This window comes from Pseudomonas sp. EYE_354, assembly GCF_023148575.1.
In the GTDB taxonomy this organism is placed as follows: domain Bacteria; phylum Pseudomonadota; class Gammaproteobacteria; order Pseudomonadales; family Pseudomonadaceae; genus Aquipseudomonas.
In genome coordinates this window covers 152,830-177,974 of sequence record NZ_JAHXNQ010000007.1, presented here as the reverse complement: position 1 = coordinate 177,974, position 25,145 = coordinate 152,830, and the positions used below count along the sequence as shown (strand labels likewise).

Below are 25,145 nucleotides of genomic sequence, written 5' to 3'. Positions count from 1 at the left end.
TCGAGCTTTCCACGTCCCGTGATGATCCGTTGTGGAGCCGTACCATGACCGCTGCTGCTTACCCGCACCTGCTGACCCCGTTGGACCTGGGCTTCACCACCCTGCGCAACCGCACCCTGATGGGCTCGATGCACACAGGCCTTGAGGAAAAGCCCGGTGGTTTCGAGCGCATGGCCGCCTATTTTGCCGAGCGCGCCCGCGGCGGCGTTGGCTTGATGGTGACCGGCGGGATTGGCCCGAATGACGAAGGCGGGGTGTACGCCGGCGCCGCCAAGCTGACCACCGATGCCGAAGCGCAAAAACACAAAGTCGTCACTCAGGCAGTGCACGAGGCAGGCGGCAAAATCTGCATGCAGATCCTCCATGCCGGCCGTTATGCCTACAGCCCAAAGCAGGTGGCGCCGAGCGCGATTCAGGCGCCGATCAACCCGTTCAAACCCAAGGAGCTGGACGAAGAGGGCATCGAAAAGCAGATACAGGATTTTGTCACCTGCTCGTTGCTGGCCCAGTTGGCCGAATACGACGGCGTAGAGATCATGGGTTCCGAAGGCTACTTCATTAACCAGTTCCTTGCCGCCCACACCAACCACCGTAACGACCGCTGGGGAGGCAGCTACGAGAACCGCATGCGCCTCGCCGTTGAGATCGTGCGTCGGGTGCGTGAAGCCGTCGGCCCGAATTTCATCATCATTTTCCGCCTGTCGATGCTCGACCTGGTGGAAGGCGGCAGCACCTGGGAAGAAATCGTGCAGTTGGCCAAGGCCATCGAGCAGGCGGGCGCGACCCTTATCAACACCGGTATCGGCTGGCACGAAGCGCGTATTCCCACCATCGCCACCAAAGTGCCGCGCGGGGCGTTCAGCAAAGTCACCGCCAAATTGCGCGGTGCGGTCAAGATCCCGCTGATCACCACCAACCGCATCAACACCCCGGAAATTGCCGAGCAGATCCTGGCCGAAGGCGACGCGGACATGGTCTCCATGGCGCGGCCGTTTCTCGCCGACCCTGAGTTCGTCAACAAGGCCGCCGCCGGCCGCGCCGATGAAATCAACACCTGCATCGGCTGCAACCAGGCCTGCCTGGACCACACCTTCGGCGGCAAGCTGACCACCTGTCTGGTCAACCCGCGTGCGTGCTACGAGACCGAACTCAATTACCTGCCCGTGCAGCAGATCAAGAAAATCGCCGTGGTCGGCGCTGGCCCTGCCGGGTTGGCCGCTGCCACCGTCGCCGCCGAGCGCGGGCACCAGGTGACGCTGTTCGATTCGGCCAGCGAAATCGGCGGCCAGTTCAACATCGCCAAGCGGGTGCCGGGCAAAGAAGAGTTCTTCGAAACCCTGCGTTATTTCAACCGCAAGTTGCAGACCACCCACGTCGAGCTGTGCCTGAACACCCGTGTGGATGTCGCGCAACTGGCCGCCGGAGGGTACGACGAGATCATCCTGGCCACCGGCATTGCGCCGCGTACCCCGGCGATTCCGGGCATTGAGCATGCCAAGGTGCTGAGCTACCTGGATGTAATCCTCGAACGCAAACCCGTGGGCAAGCGTGTTGCGGTGATCGGCGCCGGCGGTATTGGCTTTGACGTGTCGGAATTCCTCGTGCATCAGGGCGTCTCCACCAGCCTGGACCGCGAAGCGTTCTGGAAGGAGTGGGGCATCGACACCCAGTTGCAGGCCCGTGGCGGCGTGGCCGGGATCAAGCCCGAGCGCCATGCGCCGGCGCGGGACGTGTTCCTGCTGCAGCGCAAGGCTTCCAAGGTCGGCGACGGCCTGGGCAAGACCACCGGCTGGATCCACCGTACCGGCTTAAAGAACAAGCAGGTGCAGATGCTTAACAGTGTCGAATACCTGAAGATTGACGACGACGGCCTGCATATCCGCATCGGTGCCGACGGCGAGCCGCAGCTGTTGGCGGTGGACAATATCGTCATCTGCGCTGGCCAGGATCCGCTGCGTGAATTGCACGACGGGCTGGTCGCGGCGGGCCAGAACGTGCACCTGATCGGCGGCGCCGATGTGGCGGCCGAGCTGGACGCCAAACGTGCCATCAACCAAGGGTCGCGACTGGCGGCCGAACTGTAAAACCCGAAAAGGGGCGGTGTTAGACTACCGCCCCTTTTTTCATGCAGATGTGCCCCGATGGGTCCTTTCGACTGGCTGCCCCACGCGCCCCTTGAACCGCTGCCGCTGGACTGGCTCAAAGGCGTCGAATTGGCGGTGTTGCGCCTGGACCGCATCGACCCGCTGATCAGCGGTAACAAGTGGTTCAAGCTCACCGAACACCTGGCCCTGGCGCAACAGGCGGGTGCCGCGGGGATCATCAGCCTCGGCGGCGCCCACTCCAACCACCTGCACGCCCTGGCGGCGGCGGGCAAGCGCTTTGGCTTCCAAACCGTTGGCCTGCTGCGTGGCCATCAGCAAGACACGCCCACCGTAGAAGATCTGAACGCGTTCGGCATGCATCTGCATTGGCTGGGGTATGGCGGTTATCGTGCGCGGCATGCGCCAGAGTTTTGGGCGCCCTGGCGTGAGCTTTATCCGCAGTTGAACCCGGTGCCCGAAGGCGGTGGTGGAATGGCAGGCGCCAGGGGTTGCGCGGTGCTGGTGGAACAGGTGCGCGGGCAATTGAGTAACCTGGGTTGGGCCGACTACGACGGCTGGTGGCTGGCGGCGGGTACTGGCACCACGCTGGCCGGGCTGGCGTTGGCCGAGGCGGGCGCTCGTGTGGTGTATGGCGCACTGGCGGTGCCGGACGATCACGGTGTGGCGCAAAACGTCAGTGCCCTGGTGCACGGAGGCTACGTTCTGCTGGATGCCAGCCGGGGCGGCTTTGCCAAGGTCGATCCGGTGTTGCGCGACTTTATCGACACCACCGAGCAGGCCTGTGGCCTGCCGCTGGAGCCGCTGTACACCGGCAAAGCGTTGCTGGCGTTGAAGCAACAGATCGAGGCCGGGCGCATCGCCCCCGGCACGCGTCTGGTTTTTGTGCACACCGGCGGCCTGCAAGGCCGCCGAGGGTTTACAGCCTAGCGCGCTTGCCCGGCATCATGCGCAGCATGGTGGTATCGCGCATCACGTAGTGGTGAAAAATACCGGCCAGCGCATGCAGGCCGATCAACCAATAGCCGATCTGGCCGAACAGTACATGCCAGCCCTCGATCTGCTTGGCCAAGGCTTTGTTTTCGCCAATCAGCGGCGGCAATTCGATGCCGTAGAACAATACCGAATGCCCCTCGGCGCTGACGATCAGCCAGCCGGCAATCGGCATGCCGATCATCAAGGCGTACAGGGCGGCGTGCGTCAGCGTGGCCAGCAGGCTTTGCCACTGCGGCGGCGCCGGGACGATCTTCGGTGCAACCCCCAGACTGCGTGCAAACAGGCGCAGCCATACCAGCACAAACACAGTGAGGCCGAGCATAAAGTGCATCTCGACGATCAGCGTGCGTGCGCCGCTGCCTTTGGGGAACTGGCCGCGTAACTCAATGCAGGCGTAAACCACCGCCAGTAACACCACCATCAACCAGTGCAGGGCAATCGACAGGGTGCTGTAGCGCGTATCGGAATTTTTCCACGGCATCGCTCGGTTCCTCATTCATCAGGGCAAACCTCCGTTCTTTGGTGACGAAGTCCTTTTACTCTATGCCTGTTTTGAACGGTTTGTCCGCTGCGAATACCGTTGTGTTGACCTCTATCAGTGGCTTTGCGGCATTTCACCGCGGGCCAGGCGCTCGTTGATGTCGTTGATCACCGCCGGCAAGTCGGTGATGGTGTCGATCAAATAATGCGGGCGCGAGCCTTCGAACAGCGCCTCGATGCGCTGGCGTTCACGGGCCAGCGTGGCGCTGTCCAGGGCGCGAAATTGTGCGTACGTCAGGCCCAGGGCATTGCCGGAGCAGGTCAAGGCCACGGTCCACATACCGGCGCGCCGGCCTTCGAGGATGCCCGGTACGGTGTCATCGACCTTCACGCACGCGGCCACGTCGTCAATGCCCAGCGCGATCACGTTGGCCAGGGCCTGGGCCGGCCACGGGCGGCCGTTGGGCACTTCGTCGGTGGCCACCACATGGTCGGCGACATAGCCGTTGGTGGCGGCCAGCGCCACCACCTTGTCCATCACCTGCTTGGGGTAGCCGGAGCAGGAGCCGATCTTGATGCCTTGCGCACGCACGCTGGCGATGGTGTCCAGTGCGCCGGGAATCAGCGCCGAATGCTCGGCGATCTTCTCGATCTGCAACGGCATGAAACGCTGGTAAATGGCGGTCACGTCGTCATCGGTGGGCGTGCGGCCAAACGTCTTGCGGTAGCGTGCGGCGACTTGTGGCTGGTTGCACAGGGTACGGATGTGATCCCACTTGCCCATGCCCATGGGGCCACGCGCTTCTTCGATGGAGACCTGCACGTCGAACTCAGCGAAGGCCTCGACAAAAATCTGCGTGGGCGCAAACGAGCCGAAGTCGACCACGGTGCCGGCCCAATCGAGGATCACGGCCTGGAGCGTATTGGGGGTTTGATAGTTCATGTTCAGATCCTGTGGGTAAGGGGGGCGGTCAAACGTTCAGCACGTCCATCTCTTGCAGCACTTGGCCGATGGCCGTCACTGCGGCCTGCATCCCGTTGGCGTCGACATGGCCGATGCAGCCGACGCGGAAGGTGTCCACCTCGGTCAATTTGCCTGGATACAAAATGAATCCCTTGGCCTTGACCCGTTCGTAGAAGTCCTTGAACTGGTAGCGCGGGTCCTGTGGTGCGTGGAAGGTGACGATGATCGGAGCCTGGATCGCCGCCGGCAGGAAACTGCGCAGGCCCAGTTCGGCCATGCCGTGCAGCAGTGCCTGGCAGTTGTCGGCATAGCGTTGATGGCGTGCGGGCAGGCCGCCTTCCTCGGCGTATTGCAGCAGCGCTTCGTGCAGGGCCGCGACTACATGGGTGGGCGGAGTGAAACGCCATTGGCCGGTCCGGGCCATATAGCTGTGCTGGTCGAACAGGTCCATCGCCAGGGAATGACAGTTGCCTTGGGCGGCGGCCAGCGCCTGTTTGTCGGCGAAGACGAAACCCATGCCCGGTACGCCTTCCAGGCACTTGCCCGAGGCGGCGATCAGCGCGTCGAACGGCACTTGGCGGGCATCGATCGGCAGCGCGCCGAAGGAGCTCATCGCGTCGATGATCAGGCGCTTTCCGTGGTTTTTCACCACATGGGCGATGTGCGGCAAGGGGTTAAGGATCCCGGTACTGGTTTCGCAATGGATCAACGCGACATGGCTGATCGCCGGGTCGGCGTGCAGCAGGCGATCGACGTCGGCGGCAGTGGTGGGCTGGTCTTCGGCGGTTTCAAAGGTGCTGAACGCGCGACCCAGCACGTGGCAGATCTTCGCCAGGCGCTTACCGTAGGCGCCGTTGATCAGCACCAGCACCTTGCCATCGCGGGGGACCAGGGTGCCGATGGCCGCTTCGACGGCGAACGTGCCGCTGCCCTGCAAAGGCACGCAGTGGTGGCTGTCGGCGCCGTGCAGGATCGCCAGCAACTGTTCGCAGACGTTGGCGGTGAGCCGGTTGAAACGGTCATCCCACGACCCCCAGTCCGCCATCATTGCCTGACGGGTGCGGTTGGACGTGGTCAGGGGGCCTGGGGTCAGCAGGGTCGGCGCGGCAGGGGTCATTTCAGTTCCTTGCAAGGTATCGGGGGTGAAGCTACGGCGCTTAAATTGCAGTTTGGCTTGTTATCAATCAAATTGTTTGTTGTTATGCGAGCTATCAGTGAGGCCGATAGCTATGAACCTGTTCCAATTACGCGCATTCGATGCGGTGGCCCGTGAGGGCAGCTTTACTCGCGCCGCCGCGCGTCTGTTTATCAGCCAGCCGGCGGTGACCGGGCATATCAAGGCCCTGGAGGAGCACTACCAGATCCCGTTGTTGCGGCGTACCGCACGGCGTGTGGAGTTGACCGAGGAAGGCGCTCGGCTGGCGGCGATCACCCGCGCGATTTTTGGCCTGGTGGACGAGGCGCAGACCCTGCTCGAAGCCAACCGGCAACTGCTCACCGGGCGTCTGGAAGTGGCGGCGGACGGCCCGCACCTGGTCATGCCGATGATTGCCAGCCTGCGCGCGCGCTACCCAGGCATTACCGTCAACCTGCGACTGGGTAATGCCCAGGAAACCCTGGCGGCCTTGTTGTCCGAGCATGCGGATGTGGCGGTACTCACGGAGGTGGAACCGCGCAATGGCCTGCATTTGCAGGCGTTGGGTGAGTCGCGGCTCTGTGCCCTGGTACCCGCTGACCATGCGTGGGCGCAGTGGGGCGAGGGCATCAGCCTGGATCAGCTCAACGACGTGATCATGGTGCTGCGCGAGCCCGGTTCGATCACCCGGCGCACCTTTGATAACGCTTGTCTGGTGGCCGGTGTGCAGCCCAGGGTGCTCTTGGAGTTGGACAGCCGCGAGGCGGTGACCGAAGCGGTTGCCGCGCAATTGGGGGTCGGCGTGGTGTCGTCGATGGAGCTCAGCCAGGACCCGCGTGTGCAAGCGCTGCCGATCCAGGGCGATGGGTTGCTGAACCGGCATCTGCTCGGCTGCCTGGAGCGGCGGCGTTCACTGCGCTTGATTCAGGCGTTCTTCGAGTTGGCCTGATGGCGTCACCGGCGACCCCTTGCGGGCGTGGCGCGGCTGGCCGGTTTTTTGGTGGATTAGAGTGTTTTTGCGCTATAAACTCTGCCCCCAAAGCGCCGGCCAGTAGACGTCTCGGCGCTATGGATATTAGAGAGTGAGTCATGGGCGCACAGTGGAAAGTCAAACATAAAGAAGCGGCATCCAATGCCAAGGGCAAGATCTTCGGCAAGCTGGTGAAAGAAATCACCATCGCCGCCCGCAACGGCGCCGACACCGCGACCAACGCCCACTTGCGTCTGGTGGTGGAACAGGCCAAAAAGGCCTCGATGCCCAAGGAAACCCTGGAACGCGCGATCAAGAAGGGCGCCGGTCTGCTCGGTGAGACCGTGCAGTACCACCGCGTGACCTACGAAGGCTTTGCCCCGCACCAGGTGCCGCTGATCGTTGAGTGCGTGACCGACAACATCAACCGGACCGTGGCGGAAATTCGCGTGGCGTTCCGCAAGGGCCAACTGGGTGCCTCCGGTTCCGTCGCCTGGGACTTCAACCACGTCGGCCTGATCGAAGCCTCGCCGGACACCCCGGACGCGGACCCGGAAATGGCTGCCATCGAAGCCGGCGCCCAGGATTTCGAAGAAGGTGAAGAAGAAGGCACCAGCCTGTTCATCACCGAAACCACCGACCTGGACGCGGTACAGAAAGCACTGCCGGAGCAAGGCTTCACCGTGCTGTCGGCCAAGCTGGGCTACATCGCGAAAAACCCGGTCAGCGGTTTGACCGATGAGCAGATGGCTGAAGTCGAAGCCTTCCTGGAAGGCCTGGACAACCATGACGACGTTCAGGATATGTTCGTCGGCCTGGCCGGCTGATGGATCACTGACTAGGCCCGATGGGGGGAACGGGCACGCTCCCCCCATCGTGTCAGTCCTGTTGCACAGCGTTCAGGAGGTTTTCGATTTCGTCGAACCCTGGTCGCGCCAGCACATCGGGTTGACAGCAGCGTGTCTGCAGCGCGACCAGTGCGTCGCTCACCGGCGCCTCAACACGTTCCAGCAACTCCCCCAACAACACCCCGAACGCCCGCACTTCAATACGCTGCAATGCCCGGGTTTCAGTGGTGTCCGCCAAGGCGTGGAACGACGCCGCGCCGAAGTCCCCCAACAGGCAATCGCCCACTTCATTCCACAGAATATTGTGGCCGTACAGGTCGCCATGGGTGATGCCGCGCCGGTGTAAGTGCGCGGCCACCGAGGCGATCCCCCTGGCCATGCGCAAGGCCACTTGTGCGCTGAAACGCGCAGTGGGCTCGTAGATGTCGCGGCTGCACGAGGCCAGACTGGGCAGGGCCGCGAGGTTGCGGTAGCTGGGGTCGATCAGGTCCATCACCAAGGCCGCCTGGCCATCGGGGTGGCCAACGACGCGGCCCTGGACGTTGATCAGGTTGGGGTGCAAGCCTGCTGCGATGCAGGCATGCATCTCGTGCAGCGGCGAGCCGTCGCTGGTGATGGTGCCTTTGTAGAGCTTGACGGCGACGGGCAATGCTTGTGGTGTCCAAAGCGCCTTGTGAATGACTCCCGAGGCACCTTCGCCCAGCACTTCGGCCAGTTCCAGTTCCGCCCAGGAAATATTCGGCGTTGTGTCGTTCGCCGCCACCTCGACCGCCATTTCCACCGGGTTACCGGCATAGGCCAGCCACGTCAGGTTCGGCAGCGCCAGCAGCCACGCCGGCAGGTGGGTGAAACGGTTGGCGGCGATGCGCAGCAATTCAAGGTTGTGACACTGGGCCAGGCTCTGCGGCAGCACCGTCAGTTGGTTGCCGGCCAGCATCAGTTTTTGCAGGCGTGGACGCTGGCCCAATTCGCTGGGCAATTGGCTGATGCAGTTGTCGGTGAGGATCAACCAACGCAGCAACGGCGGCAGGGCGGCGGCGGGCACGTGACTGATGCGGTTGGCCTTGAAGCCGATCATGCTCAACTGCGCGCACTGCCCCAGGCACGCCGGCAGTTCGGTAAAGGCGTTGTCGGAGCAGAACAGTACGCGCAAGTGCGGCAGGCGGTGCAGGTCGTCGGGCAGGCTGTTCAGGGCATTGCCGCTGAGGTTGAGGATTTCCAGGGAGTCGGCCAGTTCGAAGATTTCCCGGGGAAACTCGGTGAGCCCGCAGGACAGGTCCAGGCGCGTGATGCCGGCCAATTGGCCGGCCTTGAGTTGGGCAAGGGTATGCATGAACGGCGCGATCACTCGGCTAGGGGCGTAAAAAGGCGCTCATGATACCGGGTCGGGCGTCGGTTGCGGGGTGGTGTGTTGCAATTGGTTCAGCCGGCTGACGGTGCGCGCGAGGTCGATGGCCTCGCCGCTCATCGCCAGTGCCAGCGGTTGTTCACCGATCAGCGTCAGGCGCTTGTCCTTGTCGTAGAGCACGTCCACCAGGTTGATAAAACGTTGCTGTACCGCAATTGGGCACTCTGCCAGGTGCGGCAGGCCGTCGATGATCCAATGGTCGAACTCCTCGCACAGCAGCAGGTAGTCCATGACGGCGGTGAGTTGCTCGCACAGGTCGCTGAACGTGAAGGCCACAGTGCGCGCCTGATGGTAGCGGCAGATCAACTGCCGATTGCCCACGGCCAGGGTGAGCGCTGCGACGTCCATGGCGGGCAGCCCTAGTGCCGCACGCTGGTCCGCGCTGCCCGGCCACAGGTAGTGTCCGCTGGTAAAGCGTTGCGCGGCATGGGCCTGGGGCAGGCTGCGAAAGTCCTGGGGCGAGCTGACTTCCAGCACGTCCATGCGCGCCGCGATCAAGTCGATCACCGGCTTGAAGCGTTCGTGGTACAGCGGGTTGGGCAGCAGGCCTTCCGGCGGGTAGTTGGAGGTGACCAGCACCAGCACGCCGCGCTGGAACAGTGCCTTGAACAGCCGCATGATCAGCATGGCATCGCCGATATCGTGCACGTGGAACTCATCGAAACACAGCACCCGGCAGCCCGCGAGCAGCTCATCGAGGGTCACGGCCAGCGCATCGTCCGCGGCCTGGTGCTTGAACATCCCCCGGTGCAACCGCGCGAAAAAACCGTGGAAGTGCACCCGTTGTTTCTCGGCCATGGGCAACGCCTGGAAGAAACCGTCGAGCAGCCAGCTTTTGCCGCGCCCCACCGGACCATGCAAATACAGGCTGCGGATGGGTTGACCGGTGAGCAGGTGTCGGGCCTCGCGCGCCATGGCGGCGATTGCCGCGGCTTGGCCCGCACTGAGGGTGTAACCCTGTTGCCGGGCCTTGCGCTGAAAGAACATCTGGATCGGCGAGTCGTCGTGTGGAGCGGTTTGTTTGCCGAGCAAGCGACGGATCAGGGGAAACACGGCCAATGGAAGTCACTCTGTGGTGCGGTGGTCGCTTACTTTAGGTCGCCTGTCATGATTTGACCAATAGAGAAGGGCGCCGCCGGCGATCTCGAACAGTCATGGGGCGCCGGCCCTTGCCGTGGTGCTCGCTGCAGTTTCTAAAACGTGAGCATCGATGCAGACGCCTGGTTCACAGGACCGACCACCGCATAGTTGTAGCCGTCTGCGGACCAATAGCGCGCCTGCAAGCCATCGGCCGTGCGCTCGCCACGGGGCAGAAAACCGTTGTCCGGACCCGGTGGGCGGATGTAGAAGCTGATGCGCCGCCCTTGCGGATCTTCATAGAGCACCATGGCGGCGGCGCCTTGATCGGTGGTGAGCAGACGCCCGCTGACCGGCTTGAAGCCTGCTTGGCTCAAGTCCGGCAGGCGGCGGGCCTGCTTGAAGTAGCGGTCGAGCCAGGCCTGCATGGTGCCGCTGTCCTGGGCGTTGTAATCGGCGGGCATGATGCCGTCCTGGGCGAACAGGCGGAACGCTTGCATTGCATCGGCCATCGGCAGCATCGGTGGTTGCGTGGCTTGGCGTGCATGCCAGCCGCCGACGCCGCCCAGGCTCACGGCAATCAGCAGCACCGCCGCGCTGGCGACGTGACGACGCGATTGGTGCTTGAGGCGCTGGCGAACCCGCGTCGGGTCCAGGTTTGGGTTGGCCGGCTGGTGCAGGGCGCCGCTCAATGAGGCGCGCAGCAACTGGGCATCTTGCTGCCAGGCGCTCACCTGAGCCGCCGCATCGGGGTGGGCGGCCAGCCATGTTTCGAGGATGCGCCGATCGCTCTCCAGGAGTTGGTGATCGACATAAGCATGCAGGTCGCGTTCGCTGGGGGGCAGGCTGATCATTTGAGTATCCGCAGAGAAGGGCTGGTAATTTCGCCATCGCTGAGTAGGCGCAAGGCTTGGCGCGCGCGGGACAGGCGTGACATCACGGTGCCAAGCGGTACATCGAGTATTTCCGCGACTTCCTTGTAGCTCAAGCCTTCCACTGACACCCACAGCAGCAACGCGCGCTGTTCGGTGCTGAGTTGATCGAAAGCTTGCAGGGTCGACTGGGCGATCACCGTGCGCTCCACTGAGGGTTGCGCGTCCTCGCGGCCGGTGAAGAACTCCAGCATGCGCGCATAGCGCCGGGTGCGCCGATGAGCATCAAGGAACTGCCGGTAAAGAATCGAGAACAGCCACGCCCGCAGATCACCTTCCGGCCGTTTGTCGGCCCAGCGGGTGATCGCCCGTTCCAGAGTGGCCTGCACCAAGTCATCGGCGCTGCTGGCGTTACGGGTCAGGGACACGGCAAAACGCCGCAGCCTGGGGATGAGTTCACGTAACGGCTCGTCGAGTTCATGCATGGGGTATCTGGCTGGTCACTACGCTGGGACTAGAGAGACGCCCGGCGCGGGAGGTTATTCCAGACCCTGGAAAATAAATCCGCGGCCAGGGAATAGGGGCGTTCGGCGTTCGTCTCAATGCTCCGACCTTCTGTTTGACCCCCTAAGGCCTGTGGCCCTGGAGTTTGTTTATGGTAGATCACTCATCACCGCCCCGTCCCCCGCTCAGTACAACGAGCCTGATTGTGCGCCTTGCAGTTATTGGTGCCGTGGTCGCGGGTTTGGCGGGGGCATTTGCCTACGTCAACGGTACCCTCGACCCACAACGCCTGCGTCCTAAAACTTTGGTCAATGCGCTGGAGACCAACAACGGCGTGCATCCGGGTTTTCGGCGTAACCATGCCAAAGGTGTCTGCGTGGCGGGCTACTTCGAAAGCAGCCCCGAGGTCCGTGGGTATTCCAGCGCCCAGGTGTTCAGCGAGGCCAGAACCCCGTTGATCGGCCGGTTTGCCTTGCCCAGCGGTAACCCGTATGCGCCCGACAGCAGCGTGCCGATCCGCAGTTTTGCCGTGCAGTTCAGCCAGGCAAACGGCCAGCAATGGCGTACGGGGATGAACAGCATGCCGGTGTTCCCGGTGGGCACGCCCGAGGCGTTCTATCAGTTGCTCAAGGCTGGCGCACCGGACCCGGCCACCGGCAAGCCGAACCCTGCGAGCATGCCGGCGTTTTTTGCCGCGCATCCGGAAACGGCGCCGTTCCTGGCGTGGGTCAAGACCGCCAAGCCGTCGGCCAGCTATGCCACCGAAACCTATAACGGCATCAACGCGTTCTATCTGGTCAGTGCCGAAGGCAAACGCCAGGCCGTGCGCTGGGCTGTGGCGCCCCAGAGCCAGGATGCGGCGGGCGACACCGCACCGTCCGGCGCCGACTTTCTGGAAAAGGACTTGGTGCAGCGCCTGGCGGCGGGGCCCCTGCGTTGGCAGTTGAACATGACCCTGGCCAACCCCGGCGACCCGCTCGACGATGCGAGCAAGACCTGGACGGGGGAGCACAAGGTGCTGAACGCCGGCACCCTCGTGCTGCAGAGCAGCCAGCCCCAGGCCGACGGTGATTGCCGAGACATCAATTTCGACCCGCTGATTCTGCCCAGCGGCATCGAAGCCTCCAATGACCCGCTGCTGGCTGCCCGTTCGGCGGCGTATGCCAGTTCCTATTTGCGTCGCGCCGGTGAAGTCGGCCCGTTGCACCGTGCCCCTCAGGAGTCGAAGCCATGAAGGCTCAACCACGGTTTTTCGCCCCCTTGGCGCGCCTGCTGCATTGGCTGATGGCACTGATGATCATTGCCATGCTGTTTATCGGCGCAGGTCTGGCCGCGTCAGTGTCTGAACGGCATGAATGGCTGATCCACCTGCACAAGCCGCTGGGGATCGCGATTCTGGCGTTGGTGATCGTGCGTCTGGTGGTACGTTTTTCTACGCGCCAGCCGCCGTTGCCCGCCGACTTGCCACGCTGGCAAGTGCTGGCGGCGAAGGCGTCTCATGTGCTGCTTTACGGGTTGATGTTGGTGTTGCCGTTACTGGGCTGGGCGATGATTTCGGCCGCGGGTGACCCGGTGATGCTCAGCTCCTCGGTGCAGTTGCCGGCCCTGGTGGCTGCTGACGCGCCGTTGTTTGCGCTCTTGCGCAAGGCCCATGGGTTTTTGGCGTACCTGCTGTTTTTCACGGTGCTGGTGCACCTGGCGGCGGCCTTGTTCCATGGCTTGATTCGGCGTGATGGTGTGTTGCAGAGCATGACCGGCACCAAGGACTGATGCCGGATGAGGGCAGGGCGGTCAGCGCAGGACCTTGACGATATCGGCCACGGTACTCAGCACGTCCTTGCCCAACTGCCTGGAGCGTTCACCAGACCAGCCGGTTTTAAGGTTGGGAGCGTCGTCGTTGTCCTTGAACGGCATTTCCAGGGTCAGGGACAGGCAGTCGTACTTCTGGCCGACGGCGTTGCAGGCCAGGGTCATATTGGCTTCACCCGGCAAGTCGCGGGTGTAGCCGTGAGTGGTCTGGAAGTCGCGGGTCAAGGCGCTCAAGTGGCGGCGGAAGTGTGTTTCCAGCGCGGCGATGCGCGGCGTGTAGCCAGGGTTGCCCTCGCAGGCGGCGGCGAACACGTAGGGGATTTCTTCGTCGCCATGGATATCGAGGAACAGGTCGACACCGTACTGTTCCATCTGCTGCTGCACGAACAGCACTTCCGGACTTACGGCCTGGCTGGCGCTCTGCCAGGCGCGGTTGAGGTCCTGGCCCGCCGCGTTGGTGCGCAAGTGGCCATGGAAGGCACCGTCGGGGTTCATGTTCGGCACCAGGTACAGATCGGCTACCGCCAGGAGCTTTTTCATCTCGGCATCGCCGTCCTGTTGCAGGCGTTCGATGATGCCTTCCATAAACCACTCGGCCATGTGCTCGCCGGGGTGTTGCTGGGCAATGATCCAGATGTTGCGGCGGCCTTCGCCGCCCTTGCCACGGCGCAGCAGTTGGATATCACGCCCTTCGACACTTTTGCCGGTGGCCAGCAATTGGGTGCCGGCGTATTTGAGCGCCTGTTCGATCAGCCAGTCGTGACGCGCACGGCTGTAAGGTTCGAAGTAGGCTAACCAGGCATGTTTTTCGCGGGTTTCGAGGCTGATGTGCAGGATGTCACCGTCAAACAGCGTCGGCACTCGGAACCAGTTGATATGGTCATACGACGCTACTGCTTTGTAGCCGCTCCAGGCGTTGCTGTACGAAGAACCGCCCGCGTTGCTGAGGCGAAAGGTATGGGTGTGGCCCACATGCATGCCTTCGGCCTTGAAGTGAAACCATTGGAAATGCGGGCTGCGGGTGTCGGGTTTGATGGCCAGCAGCAACTGATAGGCATTGCTGGCGTCGAGCACCTGGATGTTGCCGCTGTCGAAGTCGGTACTGATCTTGATGGAGGTCAAGGCCACGGTCATAGTCTGGTTGCCTGAATATGAGTGTTGTGGCGGCTATATTACACAGGAGTCGAGTAACAGCTGGACGCAAAATTGTTGCACGCGGGAAGGGGGCGTCGTCCATGACGCCGCCGCAGCTTAGAACCCATGAGATTGATTCTCAAGTGCTATTTCCCGGAGATGCGGGGCAGAGCGCTCGACTGCTCTTCTTTCAGCGATGGTCTTTTGCTACCATGCGCGCCATCACGCAACACACAGTCTTCATTAGCCTGAAGCCATGCCAGGGAAACTGGCAAAAAAAAGACCCGGCCAAAGAGCCGGGTCAAAAACCGTGATTAGCCTGATGAGGAGATATTCCAAGAGTCCGACCTAAGGTCTCTTGGTCTATCGACTGATCTCGCGATCAGCTGGGTCCAATAATAATCATTATCATTTGCAAGTCAAATGTTTTTATCTGTCTGATAGAAATATTTTGCTCAGGCGCTCGCCTGATGCTGCGTCGTCTGCAACGACCGCTCCACCATCGCCTTCGCCATATCAATCAAATACACCACTGAAAATGCCAGGTCGCGGTGATTGCCCTGATGGCTGCTCGCTGACTCGTAGGCGGTGGCCGCCGCGCTGCGTAACAGGTCCGAGGCGTGCACCAGGGCTTCCTCCGGGCTGATGCCAGGTTTGAGGGTGAAAAAAATCTCGTCCGACGCTGACGCCGACATCTCTTCTTTCAAGTAAAAGTCCAACGCGCGTTTGGCAGCGCCGCTGCTGCACAACGCGTGCACGTCGTTGTTTTCAGGGGTGTCAGGCAGGAGGCATGGGCTCGTCGTCATAAGGGGCGCTACTCTGGGTGGGTATCGAAAACCTTCTGCCTGATGATAGTACGTATCGTATTTATGTCGTTTCGTGGATTACTACAAACTGTTTATTGCCCTGAAAAATCCCTGAAGTATTGTCGTGCCCCATGGATAACTGGATAGCGTTGGTCAAGGCCAACATGAAGGACCGTAAGGTCACGCAGGGTGAATTGGCTGAACGCTTGGGCATGTCCCAGGGCGGCGTAGGGCATTGGCTCAACAAGCGCCGCGTGCCGAGTCTGGCGGATATGAACCGGGTGCTGGAAGAACTGGGCTTGGGCTACCTGGAGGTGGTGCAGGAGGTGCGCGAAAAGACCTCTCAGGCATCGCCCCCGGCAACTCACTACAACCCGTACTATCGCTACCCGGTCAGTGACTGGAAGGGCCTGTGCGAAATCCGTGAAGAGCGCGCGGCCTATGGCGCCGCCCGTTTTGAACTGACGGATTATCACGCCCAAGGCGATGCCTTCTGGCTGCCGGTGACGGGCGATGCGATGACCGCGCCCAGCGGCCTGAGCATTGCGGCGGGCATGATGATTCTGGTGGACCCGGCTATCACTGCCGAACCCGGCAAACTGGTGGTTGCCCAATGGGCCAACAGCGCTCACGCAACGTTTCGCCAGTTGCTGGAAGAGAGCGGCCAGCTTTATCTGGTGCCGCTCAACCCCACTTACCCGAAACAACTGTTTACCGATGATTGCCGCATCCTCGGCGTTGCCGTGCAGGCGACGGCGAAGTTCTAGTCCGCCGTTTCGAGTTCGACCAGCGCGCAACCTTCGGCGACCATTTCTCCTTCCTGGCAGAACAGCGCCTTGACCACACCGGCGTGGGGCGCGCGAATGCTGTGTTCCATCTTCATCGCCTCCAGCACCACCAGTTGCGTGCCGGCGTCGACCGGCTGGCCCACCTCCACCAACACTCTGACGATGCTGCCGTTCATGGGGGCCGTCAGACCACCCTGGTGAGACTGGTTGGCCTCGACCGCTGCGATCGGGTCGAACAGGCTCACGCCGTGCATCTCGCCGTCCCAGCGCAAGAACACCGAGCCCTCGCGACGCACGGCCAGGTGTGATCGACGTACGCCCTGGTGCTCGACCGACAACTGTTCGCCGTGTAACCGGGCGGTATCACCCGCCACTGTCACCATTCGATCTTGCCCGTTGCAACTCAAGTGCAGCGACACCTCGGCGGGCAGGCCCGCGCGAAAGCCACGCGTATCCGCCCACGGCCCGTCACCTGTCGGCAGGCTCTGCATAAATGCAGAAGCCGCCGCCTGCCAGAACTTATCGCTCAACTCACCGGGCGCGGGCAGCAGCTCATCCTGATAACGCGGGATAAACCCGGTATCCAGTTGCGCGGCCGCAAACGCCGGGTGCCCGACGATGCGCCGCAGGAACCCCAGGTTGGTCTTCAGCCCGCCGACGGCAAATTCATCGAGCATGCTCAGCAAGCGCAGCCGCGCCTGTTCCCGGTCCTCACCCCAGGCAATCAGCTTGCCGAGCATCGGGTCGTAGAAGGGCGAGACGCTGTCGCCTTGCTCGACCCCGCTGTCCACCCGGCGCCCCGGGCCGGCAGCGGGTTCGCGGTACACCGTCAGGTGCCCGGTGGCGGGCAGGAAATCATGGGCGGGGTCTTCGGCGTACAGGCGCACTTCAATTGCATGGCCGATCAGTGGCACCTGTTCCTGGGTGATCGGCAGCGCTTCGCCCTGGGCCACGCGAATCTGCCAGGCCACCAGGTCCAGACCGGTGATGGCCTCGGTGACCGGGTGTTCCACCTGCAACCGCGTGTTCATTTCCATGAAGAAAAATTCGCCGCGGGCGTCCAGCAAAAACTCCACGGTGCCCGCGCCCACGTAGCCGATCGCCTGTGCCGCACGCACGGCGGCTTCACCCATGGCCTTGCGTTGTTCAACACTCAACCCCGGCGCCGGCGCTTCCTCGACGACCTTTTGATGGCGCCGTTGAATCGAGCAATCGCGCTCATTGATGTACAGGCAATGTCCCTGCTGATCGGCAAACACCTGGATCTCCACATGGCGCGGCTTGAGCAGGTACTTTTCCACCAGCATTTGCCCATTGCCAAACGACGACAGTGCCTCTCGTTGCGCCGAAGCCAGGGCATCGGCGAGTTGATCGACGTGCTCGACCACCTTCATACCCTTGCCGCCGCCACCGGCCGTGGCCTTGAGCAGCACCGGGTAGCCGATACGCGTGCAGGCTTCCTGGAAAGTTTCCAGGTCCTGGGCCTCGCCGTGATAACCGGGCACCAGGGGCACACCGGCGGTCTCCATCAAGGCCTTGGCGGCAGACTTGCTGCCCATGGCGTCGATGGCCGAGGCAGGTGGGCCGAGGAAAATCAACCCGGCGGCTTCTATCGCACGTGCGAACCCGGCGTTTTCCGACAGGAAGCCGTAGCCTGGATGAATCGCCTGGGCGCCACTGGCCTGTGCGGCGGCGATGATTTTGTCGATTTGCAGGTAGCTCTCGGCGGCCTTGCTGCCACCCAGGTCGACGCGGATATCCGCCTCGCGACAGTGTCGCGCGTCGCGGTCAATGGCGCTGTGCACGGCCACCGTGGTCAGGCCCATGGCCTTGGCGGTGCGCATGACGCGGCAGGCGATTTCGCCACGGTTGGCCACCAGTACACGACTCAATGTGCTCATGAACGCGGCTCCTGCGACTGCCAACCGGGCGTACGTTTTTGCAGGAAGGCTCTAAGGCCCTCCTGGCCTTCGGGACTGACCCGAATCCGCGCAATGGCATTTTCGCAGTAGCGGCGCAGGGCCGGTGTGAGGGCTCCGTTGCCGACTTCGCGCAGCAGGTCTTTACTGGCGCGCATCGCCGCCGGACTGTTCTGCAACAGATTGGCAGCCCAGTGTTCCACCTGGGCGTCCAACTCGCTCGCTGGATAGCTCTCCGCCAGCAGGCCGATCTCCCGCGCACGCTGGCCACCGAAGCGTTCGGCGGTCAGTGCATAGCGCCGCGCCGCACGTTCGCCGATGGCCTGCACCACGAACGGGCTGATCACTGCCGGTGCCAGGCCGATGCGTACTTCCGACAGACAGAACTGCGCGTCATCGGCGCCGATGGCCATGTCGCAGCAACTGATCAGGCCCAATGCGCCACCGTAGGCGGCACCTTGCACGACGGCCAGCGTGGGAATTTTCAGCTTGGCCAGGTTGTACATCAGCTCGGCCAGCTCACGGGCGTCGTCGAGGTTGGTGTGGTAATCCAGCTCGGCCGATTGCTGCATCCAGGCCAGGTCGGCACCGGCGCTGAAGTGCCTGCCGCGCCCTCGCAGCACCAGAAAGCGCAGGGACGCATCGCCTTGCACCTGGTCGAGGGCAAGGATCAGCTCACGGATCATTTCGGCGTTGAAGGCGTTGTTCTTGGCTTCACGACTGAGCCACAGGGTGGCAAAACCACGGCTGTCGGTGATCAGTTCGAGGGTGTTGAAATCGTTCATGGGGGACAGCTCCGTTTACATGCGGAACACGCCGAAGCGGCTCGGCTCGATGGGGGCGTTCAGTGCGGCAGACAGGGCCAGGGCCAGCACATCACGGGTCTGCAGCGGGTCGATCACCCCGTCGTCCCACAGGCGAGCGCTGGAATAGTAGGGGTGGCCCTGGGTTTCATACTGCTCAAGGATCGGCTGTTTGATCGCTGCCTCTTCCTCGGCACTGAAGGCGTTACCGGCTCGCTCGGCCTGCTCGCGCTTGACCTGCACCAGCACGCCGGCGGCCTGTTCGGCGCCCATCACGCCGATGCGGGCGTTGGGCCACATCCATAAGAAGCGCGGATCATAGGCGCGACCGCACATGCCGTAGTTACCGGCACCGAAACTGCCGCCGATGATCACCGTGAACTTTGGCACCTTGGCGCAGGCCACGGCGGTGACCAGCTTGGCGCCGTGCTTGGCGATGCCGCCGGCTTCGTATTTCTGGCCGACCATAAAACCGGTAATGTTTTGCAGGAACAGCAGCGGAATACCACGCTGGCAGGCCAGCTCGATAAAATGCGCGCCTTTCTGCGCCGCTTCGGCAAACAAAATGCCGTTGTTGGCCAGGATCGCAATCGGGTAGCCATGCAGGTGCGCAAAGCCACACACCAGGGTGGTGCCGAACAGCGCCTTGAACTCATCGAACACCGAACCGTCCACCAGCCGTGCGATGACCTCGCGCACATCGAAGGGCTGCTTGGCGTCGGCCGGGATCACGCCGTATAACTCTTCGGCGCTGTACAGCGGTGGCACCGGAACGCGCTGCATCAACTCACCCTGCTTGCGCCAGTTGAGGTTGGCCACGCTGCGCCGCGCCAGGGCCAGGGCGTGTTCATCGCTGTCGGCGTAGTGGTCGGCCACGCCGGAGATCCTGCAGTGCACATCGGCGCCGCCCAGTTCTTCGGCGCTGACCACTTCACCGGTCGCCGCCTTCACCAGCGGTGGGCCGGCAAGGAAGATAGTGGCCTGTTGGCGCACCATGATCGCTTCGTCGGCCATGGCCGGCACATAGGCGCCGCCTGCGGTGCACGAGCCCATGACCACGGCGATCTGGGGGATGCCCTTGGCGCTCATGTTGGCCTGGTTGAAGAAGATCCGCCCGAAGTGCTCACGGTCGGGGAACACTTCGTCCTGACGCGGCAGGTTGGCGCCGCCGGAATCCACCAGGTAGATGCACGGCAGGCGGTTCTGCTCGGCGATGGTCTGGGCGCGCAGGTGTTTTTTGACGGTGAGGGGGTAATAAGAGCCGCCTTTCACCGTGGCGTCGTTGGCGACGATCATGCATTCAACGCCTTCCACCCGACCGATACCGGCAATCACGCCGGCAGCGGGCACGTCTTCGCCATACACCTGATGGGCGGCCAGTTGGCTGAGTTCAAGAAACGGCGAGCCCGGATCGAGCAGGCGATTGATGCGCTCACGCGGCAACAGTTTGCCCCGCGAGGTATGCCGCTCCTGGGCCTTGGCACCGCCACCTTGCTGCACGTGAGCGAGCAGGGTGTGCAGGGCATCGACCTGTTGGCGCATCGCCGCGCTGTTGGCGGCGAATTCCGCCGAGCGCGGGTTGAGTTGGGTGTGTAAAGGCATGGCTTACTCCGTAAGCGCTACAAGCTTCAAGCCTTGAGCTGCAAGTGAGCGCGTCGCCCCGACTTGCAGCGTGCAGCTGATCACTGGCAGCTGCGAAATTCATTTCGTTTCATTGAACAGTTCGCGGCCGATCAGCATCCGCCGGATTTCACTGGTGCCGGCGCCGATTTCATACAGCTTGGCGTCGCGTAGCAGGCGCCCGGCGGGGAATTCGTTGATGTAGCCATTGCCGCCCAGAATCTGGATGGCGTCGAGGGCCATTTGCGTGGCGCGCTCGGCGCTGTAGAGGATCACCCCGGCAGCGTCCTTGCGCGTGGTTTCGCCGCGCTCGCAGGCCTGGGCCACCGCGTACAGGTAGGCACGGCTGGCGTTGAGCTGGGTGTACATGTCGGCCACCTTGCCCTGGATCAGTTGGAATTCGCCGATGCTCTGGCCGAACTGCTTGCGGTCGTGGATATACGGCACGATCAGGTCCATGCAGGCCTGCATGATCCCGGTAGGGCCGCCGGAGAGCACCACGCGTTCGTAGTCGAGGCCGCTCATGAGGACTTTCACACCGCCATTGAGTACGCCAAGGATGTTTTCTTCGGGCACCTCCACGTCATCGAAAAACAGCTCGCAGGTGTTGGAACCGCGCATGCCCAGCTTGTCGAATTTTTTGCTGCGGCTGAAACCTTTCCAGTCGCGCTCGACGATGAACGCGGTGATGCCATGGGGGCCCTTTTCCAGGTCGGTCTTGGCGTAGATCACGTAGGTGTTGGCGTCGGGACCGTTGGTGATCCAGGTCTTGCTGCCGTTGAGCACATAGCGGTCGCCACGTTTGTCGGCGCGCAATTTCATCGAGACCACATCGGAGCCGGCGTTCGGTTCGCTCATGGCCAGGGCGCCGACGTGTTCGCCGCTGATCAGTTGGGGCAGGTATTTGAGCTTCTGTTCGTGGTTGCCGTTGCGATTGATCTGGTTCACGCACAGGTTGGAGTGGGCGCCGTAGGACAAGGCGACCGAGGCCGAACCGCGACTGATCTCTTCCATCGTCACCACGTGGGCTAAGTAACCCAGGCCGGCGCCGCCGTATTCTTCTGCCACGGTGATGCCCAAGAGGCCCATATCGCCGAATTTGCGCCACAGGTCGGCGGGAAACAGATTGTCACTGTCGATCTGAGCCGCGCGGGGCGCGACTTCCTTGGCCACGAAGGACTGCACCTGGTCGCGCAGCATGTCGATGGTTTCGCCGAGGGCGAAGTTCAGGGACGGGTAACTCATGGACAGGCACCTTAATGTCAGCGTTGTTGTTGTGTGGGCGAGGTGCCAGGGAAGGGCGCTCACCTTTACGTTAACGTAAGCTTGCGTTACGGCGCTGTCAATCGTAGTTTACGTTTACGTCAACCTACAAAAAAGACAACAGGGGTCGTTATGGATCAACCGAATCAGAGCTATAGCTGTGGCTCCCAGAATAAGCCTCTACTGGCCATGACCATTGGCCAGGCCTTCGATCGCACCGTTGCGCTGTACCCCGATGGCGAGGCCCTTGTCGTGCGCCATCAGCAGCGTCGCTACACGTGGCGGCAACTGGCCGAGACGGTTGAACTGCACGCCCGTGCGTTCCTGGCTCTGGGAATGCAGGCGGGTGATCGCCTGGGCATCTGGGCGCCCAATTGTGCCGAATGGTGCATCAGCCAAATCGCCAGCGCCAAACTCGGCGTGATTCTGGTCAACATCAACCCGGCGTATCGCAGCAGTGAACTGGAGTACGTGCTCAAGCAGTCCGGCTGCCAATGGCTGGTGTGCGCCGGGTCGTTCAAGACCTCCGATTACCACGCCATGTTGCAAGCGTTGCAGCCTGACGTGCGCGGCCTGATCAGCCTCGATCCCAGCCCGCCGCCGGGCTTTATGCCTTGGTCGCAGCTGGCGGCGCTTGGCGCAGGCATTGCGCCGGAACAGCTCTACAGCCGCCAGGCCAGCCTGCACTTCGACCAACCCGTGAACATCCAGTACACCTCCGGCACCACCGGCTTCCCCAAGGGAGCGACCCTCAGTCATCACAACATTCTCAACAACGGGTATATGGTCGGCGAAAGCCTGGGCCTGACTGCGCAGGATCGCCTGGTGATCCCGGTGCCGCTGTATCACTGCTTCGCCATGGTGATGGGCAACCTGGGCTGTATCACCCACGGCACCACCATGATCTACCCCAATGACGGCTTCGACCCGCTGTTGACCCTCGCCGCCGTCGCCGAAGAGCGCGCCACCGGCCTGTACGGCGTGCCCACCATGTTCATCGCCTTGCTCGATCACCCGCGACGCCCTGAATTCGACCTGTCCAGCCTGCGCACCGGCATCATGGCCGGCGCGACGTGCCCTATCGAAGTGATGCGCCGGGTCATAAGTGAACTGCACATGAATGAAGTGCAGATCGCCTACGGCATGACCGAAACCAGCCCAGTGTCGTTGCAGACCGGCGCCACCGACGACCTGGAGCGTCGCGTCACCACCGTCGGCCGCACCCAGCCGCAATTGGAAAACAAGATCATCGACGAGGCGGGTAACACCGTAGCCCGTGGCCAGATCGGCGAACTGTGCACCCGTGGCTACAGCGTGATGCTCGGCTACTGGAACAACCCCGAAGGCACCCGCGAAGCCATCGACGAGGCTGGCTGGATGCACACCGGCGACCTGGCAACCATGGATGAACAGGGTTACGTCTGCATCGCCGGGCGCAACAAGGACATGATCATCCGGGGCGGCGAAAACGTGTACCCACGGGAATTGGAAGAGTTCTTTTTCACTCACCCGGCGGTGGCCGACGTGCAGGTTATCGGCATTCCCGATGAGCGTTACGGCGAAGAAATCGTCGCGTGGATCAAATGCCATCCCGGCCAGACGAGCAATGAGCTGGAACTGCAAACCTGGTGCAAGGGGCGTATCGCCCATTTCAAGACGCCCCGGTATTTCAAGTTCGTGGATGAGTTCCCGATGACGGTAACGGGCAAGATCCAGAAATTTCGCATGCGCGAGATATCGGTCGAAGAACTGGGGGGAGGGCAGGGATAAACCCCGGAAAGCACAAAGGGGACCCGGAGGTCCCCTTTAATTTGTCGTCGCGTGCTCTTTTTTTATTATTGAGGGGCGGCCTATTGTTGTTTTTGGCAGCCGTGACCCTTTACCGCTGTTTTTGGCGACCCCCATGCGGGGTCAAGAGCAAACGTATTTTTTTGAGCGCTGATCTGCTTCGTCGTACGCGATCCAACCAGTGGGTAGCTACCTGAGGTAGTTTTATTTTTCTCTAACCGGTTGCGGGTTTCGGCAAGCCGTACCCTGCAAAGCACATCTTCTCCAAAAAAATCTGTTAGCTGCGTCTCTGCCGTGTTGTTTTTGTTATGTCAGAGTCGTTTCGTCTTATTTTTATTAGGTTTGGCGCTTTTTATTCTTGTTATGCCATAGAGATAGCAGAAGCCGTGCCAACTTTTAAAAGTGCTTTAAAATCAATTAGTTAATTTTTATGCGTTAAGCGCCGTGCGGGAAATACGCGGAAATATGTTCCCGCGTTACCCGTTGTGCAGGGGCGCGGTAACACATTGTCACAGCTACGCTACTCAACGGTGTTACGCGCCTTCGCCACGCGTGAACCACTGGGCCGACCCAGCAAGCTGCTGATTTGCCGGCCTGCCATGATCAATGCCTCCAGGTCGATACCGGTGTCGATTCCCAGCCCGTTGAGCAGGTAAACCACGTCTTCGGTGGCGACGTTACCGCTGGCGCCCTTGGCGTAAGGGCAGCCGCCGAGGCCCGCGATAGAGCTGTCGAACACGTTGATGCCTTCGAGCAGGCTCGCGTAGACATTGGCAATCGCCTGGCCATAGGTGTCATGGAAGTGCCCGGCCAGCTTGTCCCGAGGCACTTGCGCGCTCACCACCTCAAACAACCGCCGTGTCGCGCCTGCGGTGCCGGTGCCGATGGTGTCGCCCAGGGACACTTCATAACAGCCCATGGCGTACAGTTCCCGTGCGACAACCGCCACCTGTTCCGCAGCGACGTTACCTTCGTACGGGCAACCCAGCACACACGACACGTAACCGCGCACGCTCACCCCGTGTGCTTTGGCTGCGCTCATGATCGGCACAAATCGCGCCAGGCTTTCGCTGATCGAGCAGTTGATATTGCGCTGGGAAAACGCTTCGGACGCCGCTGCAAACACCGCAACCTCCTTCACGCCAGCCGCCAACGCATCCTCAAAGCCGCGCAGGTTGGGTGCCAGCGCACCGTAGGTCACGCCAGGCTTGCGCTGGATCTGCGCAAACACTTCGGCCGAACCGGCCATCTGCGGCACCCACTTGGGCGAGACAAAACTGCCGACTTCGATATAGCTCAAACCGGCGGCGCTGAGGGCGTCCACCAGTTGCACCTTGTGGGCCACGCTGATGGGCTGGGCTTCGTTCTGCAAACCGTCGCGCGGGCCGACTTCCACCAGGCGAACGTGTGAGGGCAGGGACATGGCAGTTACCTTCTGATTAATGGCCGGCCTGGCTCATGGTGTGCGCAAGGGCCTGGGTGCAGCGCTCTTCGGCGGTGTCCAGTTCCAGTTTCATCTGTTCGATATCCAGCAGTTGCTGTTCGAGCTGTTCACGCCGCTCGGCGATCTTCGCCAGCATGCTGTTGAGCTGCACGTGATTGCCGCTGGTGGGGTCATACAGTTCGATCAACTCGCGGCACTCGGCCAGGGAAAACCCGATGCGCTTGCCGCGCAGGATCAGCTTGAGGCTGACCTTGTCCCGTGCCGAATAGATGCGCTCCTGGCCCCGGCGTTCCGGGGCCAGCAGGCCTTGCTCTTCGTAGAAACGAATAGCGCGGGTGGTGATGTCGAGCTCGCGGGCGAGGTCGGAGATGCTGTAGGTGATGCTCATGGCGGCGCTCAAGGGGGGGCTTGGACG

Annotated in this window: 23 protein-coding genes; 8 read left to right on the top strand and 15 right to left on the bottom strand. The window is 62.2% G+C overall.

All coding sequences use genetic code 11. The features are described 5' to 3' along the window. Positions 1-44: 44 nt before the first annotated feature. Positions 45-2,084: an NADPH-dependent 2,4-dienoyl-CoA reductase gene (locus tag KZX66_RS12075; RefSeq protein ID WP_248079628.1), complete on the top strand. Its 2,040-nt coding sequence runs from the start codon at positions 45-47 to the stop codon at positions 2,082-2,084. A gap of 57 nt (positions 2,085-2,141) precedes the next feature. Further along, on the top strand, positions 2,142-3,032 hold the full coding sequence (locus tag KZX66_RS12070; protein WP_248079627.1) for a 1-aminocyclopropane-1-carboxylate deaminase: 891 nt from the start codon (positions 2,142-2,144) through the stop codon (positions 3,030-3,032). On the opposite strand, the gene KZX66_RS12065 is transcribed toward KZX66_RS12070, so the two are convergent. The 3 genes from KZX66_RS12065 to KZX66_RS12055 form a co-directional block, all read right to left on the bottom strand. Then, complete coding sequence (locus KZX66_RS12065) at positions 3,022-3,579, bottom strand: cytochrome b (protein ID WP_248079626.1); 558 nt, start codon at positions 3,577-3,579, stop codon at positions 3,022-3,024. The genes KZX66_RS12070 and KZX66_RS12065 overlap by 11 nt on opposite strands. Before the next feature lie 114 nt (positions 3,580-3,693). Next, on the bottom strand, positions 3,694-4,521 hold the full coding sequence (gene phnX, locus KZX66_RS12060; protein WP_248079624.1) for a phosphonoacetaldehyde hydrolase: 828 nt from the start codon (positions 4,519-4,521) through the stop codon (positions 3,694-3,696). A 28-nt stretch (positions 4,522-4,549) separates the two neighbouring features. Further along, positions 4,550-5,659, bottom strand: coding sequence for a 2-aminoethylphosphonate--pyruvate transaminase (locus KZX66_RS12055; RefSeq protein WP_248079622.1), 1,110 nt, complete (start codon positions 5,657-5,659; stop codon positions 4,550-4,552). 112 nt (positions 5,660-5,771) lie between these two features. Here KZX66_RS12055 and KZX66_RS12050 point away from each other — a divergent pair, with 112 nt between their 5' ends. Further along, entirely contained in the window at positions 5,772-6,626 is an 855-nt protein-coding gene (locus KZX66_RS12050) for a LysR substrate-binding domain-containing protein (protein WP_248079620.1), read from the top strand. A 140-nt stretch (positions 6,627-6,766) separates the two neighbouring features. Beyond that, a complete protein-coding gene (locus KZX66_RS12045) occupies positions 6,767-7,474 on the top strand; it encodes a YebC/PmpR family DNA-binding transcriptional regulator (RefSeq protein WP_248079618.1) in 708 nt (235 codons plus the stop codon). Positions 7,475-7,526: 52 nt separating this feature from the next. On the opposite strand, the gene KZX66_RS12040 is transcribed toward KZX66_RS12045, so the two are convergent. The 4 genes from KZX66_RS12040 to KZX66_RS12025 form a co-directional block, all read right to left on the bottom strand. Continuing rightward, positions 7,527-8,828: a leucine-rich repeat-containing protein kinase family protein gene (locus KZX66_RS12040; RefSeq protein ID WP_248079616.1), complete on the bottom strand. Its 1,302-nt coding sequence runs from the start codon at positions 8,826-8,828 to the stop codon at positions 7,527-7,529. Between the two features lie 39 nt (positions 8,829-8,867). Further along, positions 8,868-9,962 (bottom strand): cell division protein ZapE, encoded by a 1,095-nt coding sequence (gene zapE / locus KZX66_RS12035; RefSeq protein ID WP_248079613.1) that lies wholly within the window; start codon positions 9,960-9,962, stop codon positions 8,868-8,870. A 134-nt stretch (positions 9,963-10,096) separates the two neighbouring features. Then, positions 10,097-10,834 carry an anti-sigma factor gene (locus tag KZX66_RS12030; protein ID WP_248079610.1) on the bottom strand — a complete coding sequence of 246 codons (738 nt, stop codon included), beginning with the start codon at positions 10,832-10,834 and terminating at the stop codon, positions 10,097-10,099. Then, complete coding sequence (locus KZX66_RS12025) at positions 10,831-11,337, bottom strand: sigma-70 family RNA polymerase sigma factor (RefSeq protein ID WP_248079609.1); 507 nt, start codon at positions 11,335-11,337, stop codon at positions 10,831-10,833. Before KZX66_RS12025 ends, KZX66_RS12030 begins: the two co-directional genes overlap by 4 nt. 170 nt (positions 11,338-11,507) lie before the next feature. Here KZX66_RS12025 and KZX66_RS12020 point away from each other — a divergent pair, with 170 nt between their 5' ends. Together KZX66_RS12020 and KZX66_RS12015 are read left to right on the top strand one after the other, a co-directional pair. Then, positions 11,508-12,590, top strand: coding sequence for a catalase family peroxidase (locus KZX66_RS12020; protein WP_248079607.1), 1,083 nt, complete (start codon positions 11,508-11,510; stop codon positions 12,588-12,590). Next, a complete protein-coding gene (locus tag KZX66_RS12015) occupies positions 12,587-13,126 on the top strand; it encodes a cytochrome b (protein ID WP_248079604.1) in 540 nt (179 codons plus the stop codon). Before KZX66_RS12020 ends, KZX66_RS12015 begins: the two co-directional genes overlap by 4 nt. Before the next feature lie 21 nt (positions 13,127-13,147). On the opposite strand, the gene KZX66_RS12010 is transcribed toward KZX66_RS12015, so the two are convergent. After that, a complete protein-coding gene (locus KZX66_RS12010) occupies positions 13,148-14,299 on the bottom strand; it encodes a M14-type cytosolic carboxypeptidase (RefSeq protein ID WP_248079602.1) in 1,152 nt (383 codons plus the stop codon). A gap of 455 nt (positions 14,300-14,754) precedes the next feature. Further along, entirely contained in the window at positions 14,755-15,105 is a 351-nt protein-coding gene (locus KZX66_RS12005) for a DUF3077 domain-containing protein (RefSeq protein WP_248079601.1), read from the bottom strand. A 131-nt stretch (positions 15,106-15,236) separates the two neighbouring features. Between KZX66_RS12005 and KZX66_RS12000 the strand changes: the two genes are divergently transcribed. Then, positions 15,237-15,872: a LexA family transcriptional regulator gene (locus tag KZX66_RS12000; RefSeq protein ID WP_248079599.1), complete on the top strand. Its 636-nt coding sequence runs from the start codon at positions 15,237-15,239 to the stop codon at positions 15,870-15,872. Here the strand turns inward: KZX66_RS12000 and KZX66_RS11995 are convergent. From KZX66_RS11995 to KZX66_RS11980, 4 genes are all read right to left on the bottom strand, one after another. Beyond that, positions 15,869-17,794 (bottom strand): acetyl/propionyl/methylcrotonyl-CoA carboxylase subunit alpha, encoded by a 1,926-nt coding sequence (locus KZX66_RS11995; protein ID WP_248079596.1) that lies wholly within the window; start codon positions 17,792-17,794, stop codon positions 15,869-15,871. The genes KZX66_RS12000 and KZX66_RS11995 overlap by 4 nt on opposite strands. After that, positions 17,791-18,597, bottom strand: a complete 807-nt coding sequence (locus KZX66_RS11990) for a gamma-carboxygeranoyl-CoA hydratase (protein ID WP_248079594.1) — start codon at positions 18,595-18,597, stop codon at positions 17,791-17,793. The genes KZX66_RS11995 and KZX66_RS11990 overlap by 4 nt, the downstream gene beginning before the upstream one ends. A gap of 15 nt (positions 18,598-18,612) precedes the next feature. After that, entirely contained in the window at positions 18,613-20,217 is a 1,605-nt protein-coding gene (locus tag KZX66_RS11985; protein ID WP_248079592.1) for a carboxyl transferase domain-containing protein, read from the bottom strand. Between the two features lie 99 nt (positions 20,218-20,316). Further along, entirely contained in the window at positions 20,317-21,480 is a 1,164-nt protein-coding gene (locus KZX66_RS11980) for an isovaleryl-CoA dehydrogenase (protein WP_248079590.1), read from the bottom strand. A 150-nt stretch (positions 21,481-21,630) separates the two neighbouring features. Between KZX66_RS11980 and KZX66_RS11975 the strand changes: the two genes are divergently transcribed. Beyond that, positions 21,631-23,268, top strand: coding sequence for an AMP-binding protein (locus KZX66_RS11975; RefSeq protein ID WP_248079588.1), 1,638 nt, complete (start codon positions 21,631-21,633; stop codon positions 23,266-23,268). Between the two features lie 538 nt (positions 23,269-23,806). On the opposite strand, the gene KZX66_RS11970 is transcribed toward KZX66_RS11975, so the two are convergent. Both KZX66_RS11970 and KZX66_RS11965 read right to left on the bottom strand, forming a co-directional pair. Then, positions 23,807-24,709, bottom strand: a complete 903-nt coding sequence (locus KZX66_RS11970; RefSeq protein WP_248079586.1) for a hydroxymethylglutaryl-CoA lyase — start codon at positions 24,707-24,709, stop codon at positions 23,807-23,809. Positions 24,710-24,725: 16 nt separating this feature from the next. Further along, positions 24,726-25,118, bottom strand: coding sequence for a MerR family DNA-binding transcriptional regulator (locus tag KZX66_RS11965; RefSeq protein WP_248079584.1), 393 nt, complete (start codon positions 25,116-25,118; stop codon positions 24,726-24,728). Positions 25,119-25,145 lie beyond the last annotated feature (27 nt).

Coding starts and splice junctions, on each gene's coding strand:
- KZX66_RS12075 (WP_248079628.1), top strand. CDS start 45: ATGACCGCTGCTGCTTACCCGCACCTGCTGACCCCGTTGGACCTGGGC.
- KZX66_RS12070 (WP_248079627.1), top strand. CDS start 2,142: ATGGGTCCTTTCGACTGGCTGCCCCACGCGCCCCTTGAACCGCTGCCG.
- KZX66_RS12065 (WP_248079626.1), bottom strand. CDS start 3,579: ATGCCGTGGAAAAATTCCGATACGCGCTACAGCACCCTGTCGATTGCC.
- phnX (WP_248079624.1), bottom strand. CDS start 4,521: ATGAACTATCAAACCCCCAATACGCTCCAGGCCGTGATCCTCGATTGG.
- KZX66_RS12055 (WP_248079622.1), bottom strand. CDS start 5,659: ATGACCCCTGCCGCGCCGACCCTGCTGACCCCAGGCCCCCTGACCACG.
- KZX66_RS12050 (WP_248079620.1), top strand. CDS start 5,772: ATGAACCTGTTCCAATTACGCGCATTCGATGCGGTGGCCCGTGAGGGC.
- KZX66_RS12045 (WP_248079618.1), top strand. CDS start 6,767: ATGGGCGCACAGTGGAAAGTCAAACATAAAGAAGCGGCATCCAATGCC.
- KZX66_RS12040 (WP_248079616.1), bottom strand. CDS start 8,828: ATGCATACCCTTGCCCAACTCAAGGCCGGCCAATTGGCCGGCATCACG.
- KZX66_RS12030 (WP_248079610.1), bottom strand. CDS start 10,834: ATGATCAGCCTGCCCCCCAGCGAACGCGACCTGCATGCTTATGTCGAT.
- KZX66_RS12025 (WP_248079609.1), bottom strand. CDS start 11,337: ATGCATGAACTCGACGAGCCGTTACGTGAACTCATCCCCAGGCTGCGG.
- KZX66_RS12020 (WP_248079607.1), top strand. CDS start 11,508: ATGGTAGATCACTCATCACCGCCCCGTCCCCCGCTCAGTACAACGAGC.
- KZX66_RS12015 (WP_248079604.1), top strand. CDS start 12,587: ATGAAGGCTCAACCACGGTTTTTCGCCCCCTTGGCGCGCCTGCTGCAT.
- KZX66_RS12010 (WP_248079602.1), bottom strand. CDS start 14,299: ATGACCGTGGCCTTGACCTCCATCAAGATCAGTACCGACTTCGACAGC.
- KZX66_RS12005 (WP_248079601.1), bottom strand. CDS start 15,105: ATGACGACGAGCCCATGCCTCCTGCCTGACACCCCTGAAAACAACGAC.
- KZX66_RS12000 (WP_248079599.1), top strand. CDS start 15,237: ATGGATAACTGGATAGCGTTGGTCAAGGCCAACATGAAGGACCGTAAG.
- KZX66_RS11995 (WP_248079596.1), bottom strand. CDS start 17,794: ATGAGCACATTGAGTCGTGTACTGGTGGCCAACCGTGGCGAAATCGCC.
- KZX66_RS11990 (WP_248079594.1), bottom strand. CDS start 18,597: ATGAACGATTTCAACACCCTCGAACTGATCACCGACAGCCGTGGTTTT.
- KZX66_RS11985 (WP_248079592.1), bottom strand. CDS start 20,217: ATGCCTTTACACACCCAACTCAACCCGCGCTCGGCGGAATTCGCCGCC.
- KZX66_RS11980 (WP_248079590.1), bottom strand. CDS start 21,480: ATGAGTTACCCGTCCCTGAACTTCGCCCTCGGCGAAACCATCGACATG.
- KZX66_RS11975 (WP_248079588.1), top strand. CDS start 21,631: ATGGATCAACCGAATCAGAGCTATAGCTGTGGCTCCCAGAATAAGCCT.
- KZX66_RS11970 (WP_248079586.1), bottom strand. CDS start 24,709: ATGTCCCTGCCCTCACACGTTCGCCTGGTGGAAGTCGGCCCGCGCGAC.
- KZX66_RS11965 (WP_248079584.1), bottom strand. CDS start 25,118: ATGAGCATCACCTACAGCATCTCCGACCTCGCCCGCGAGCTCGACATC.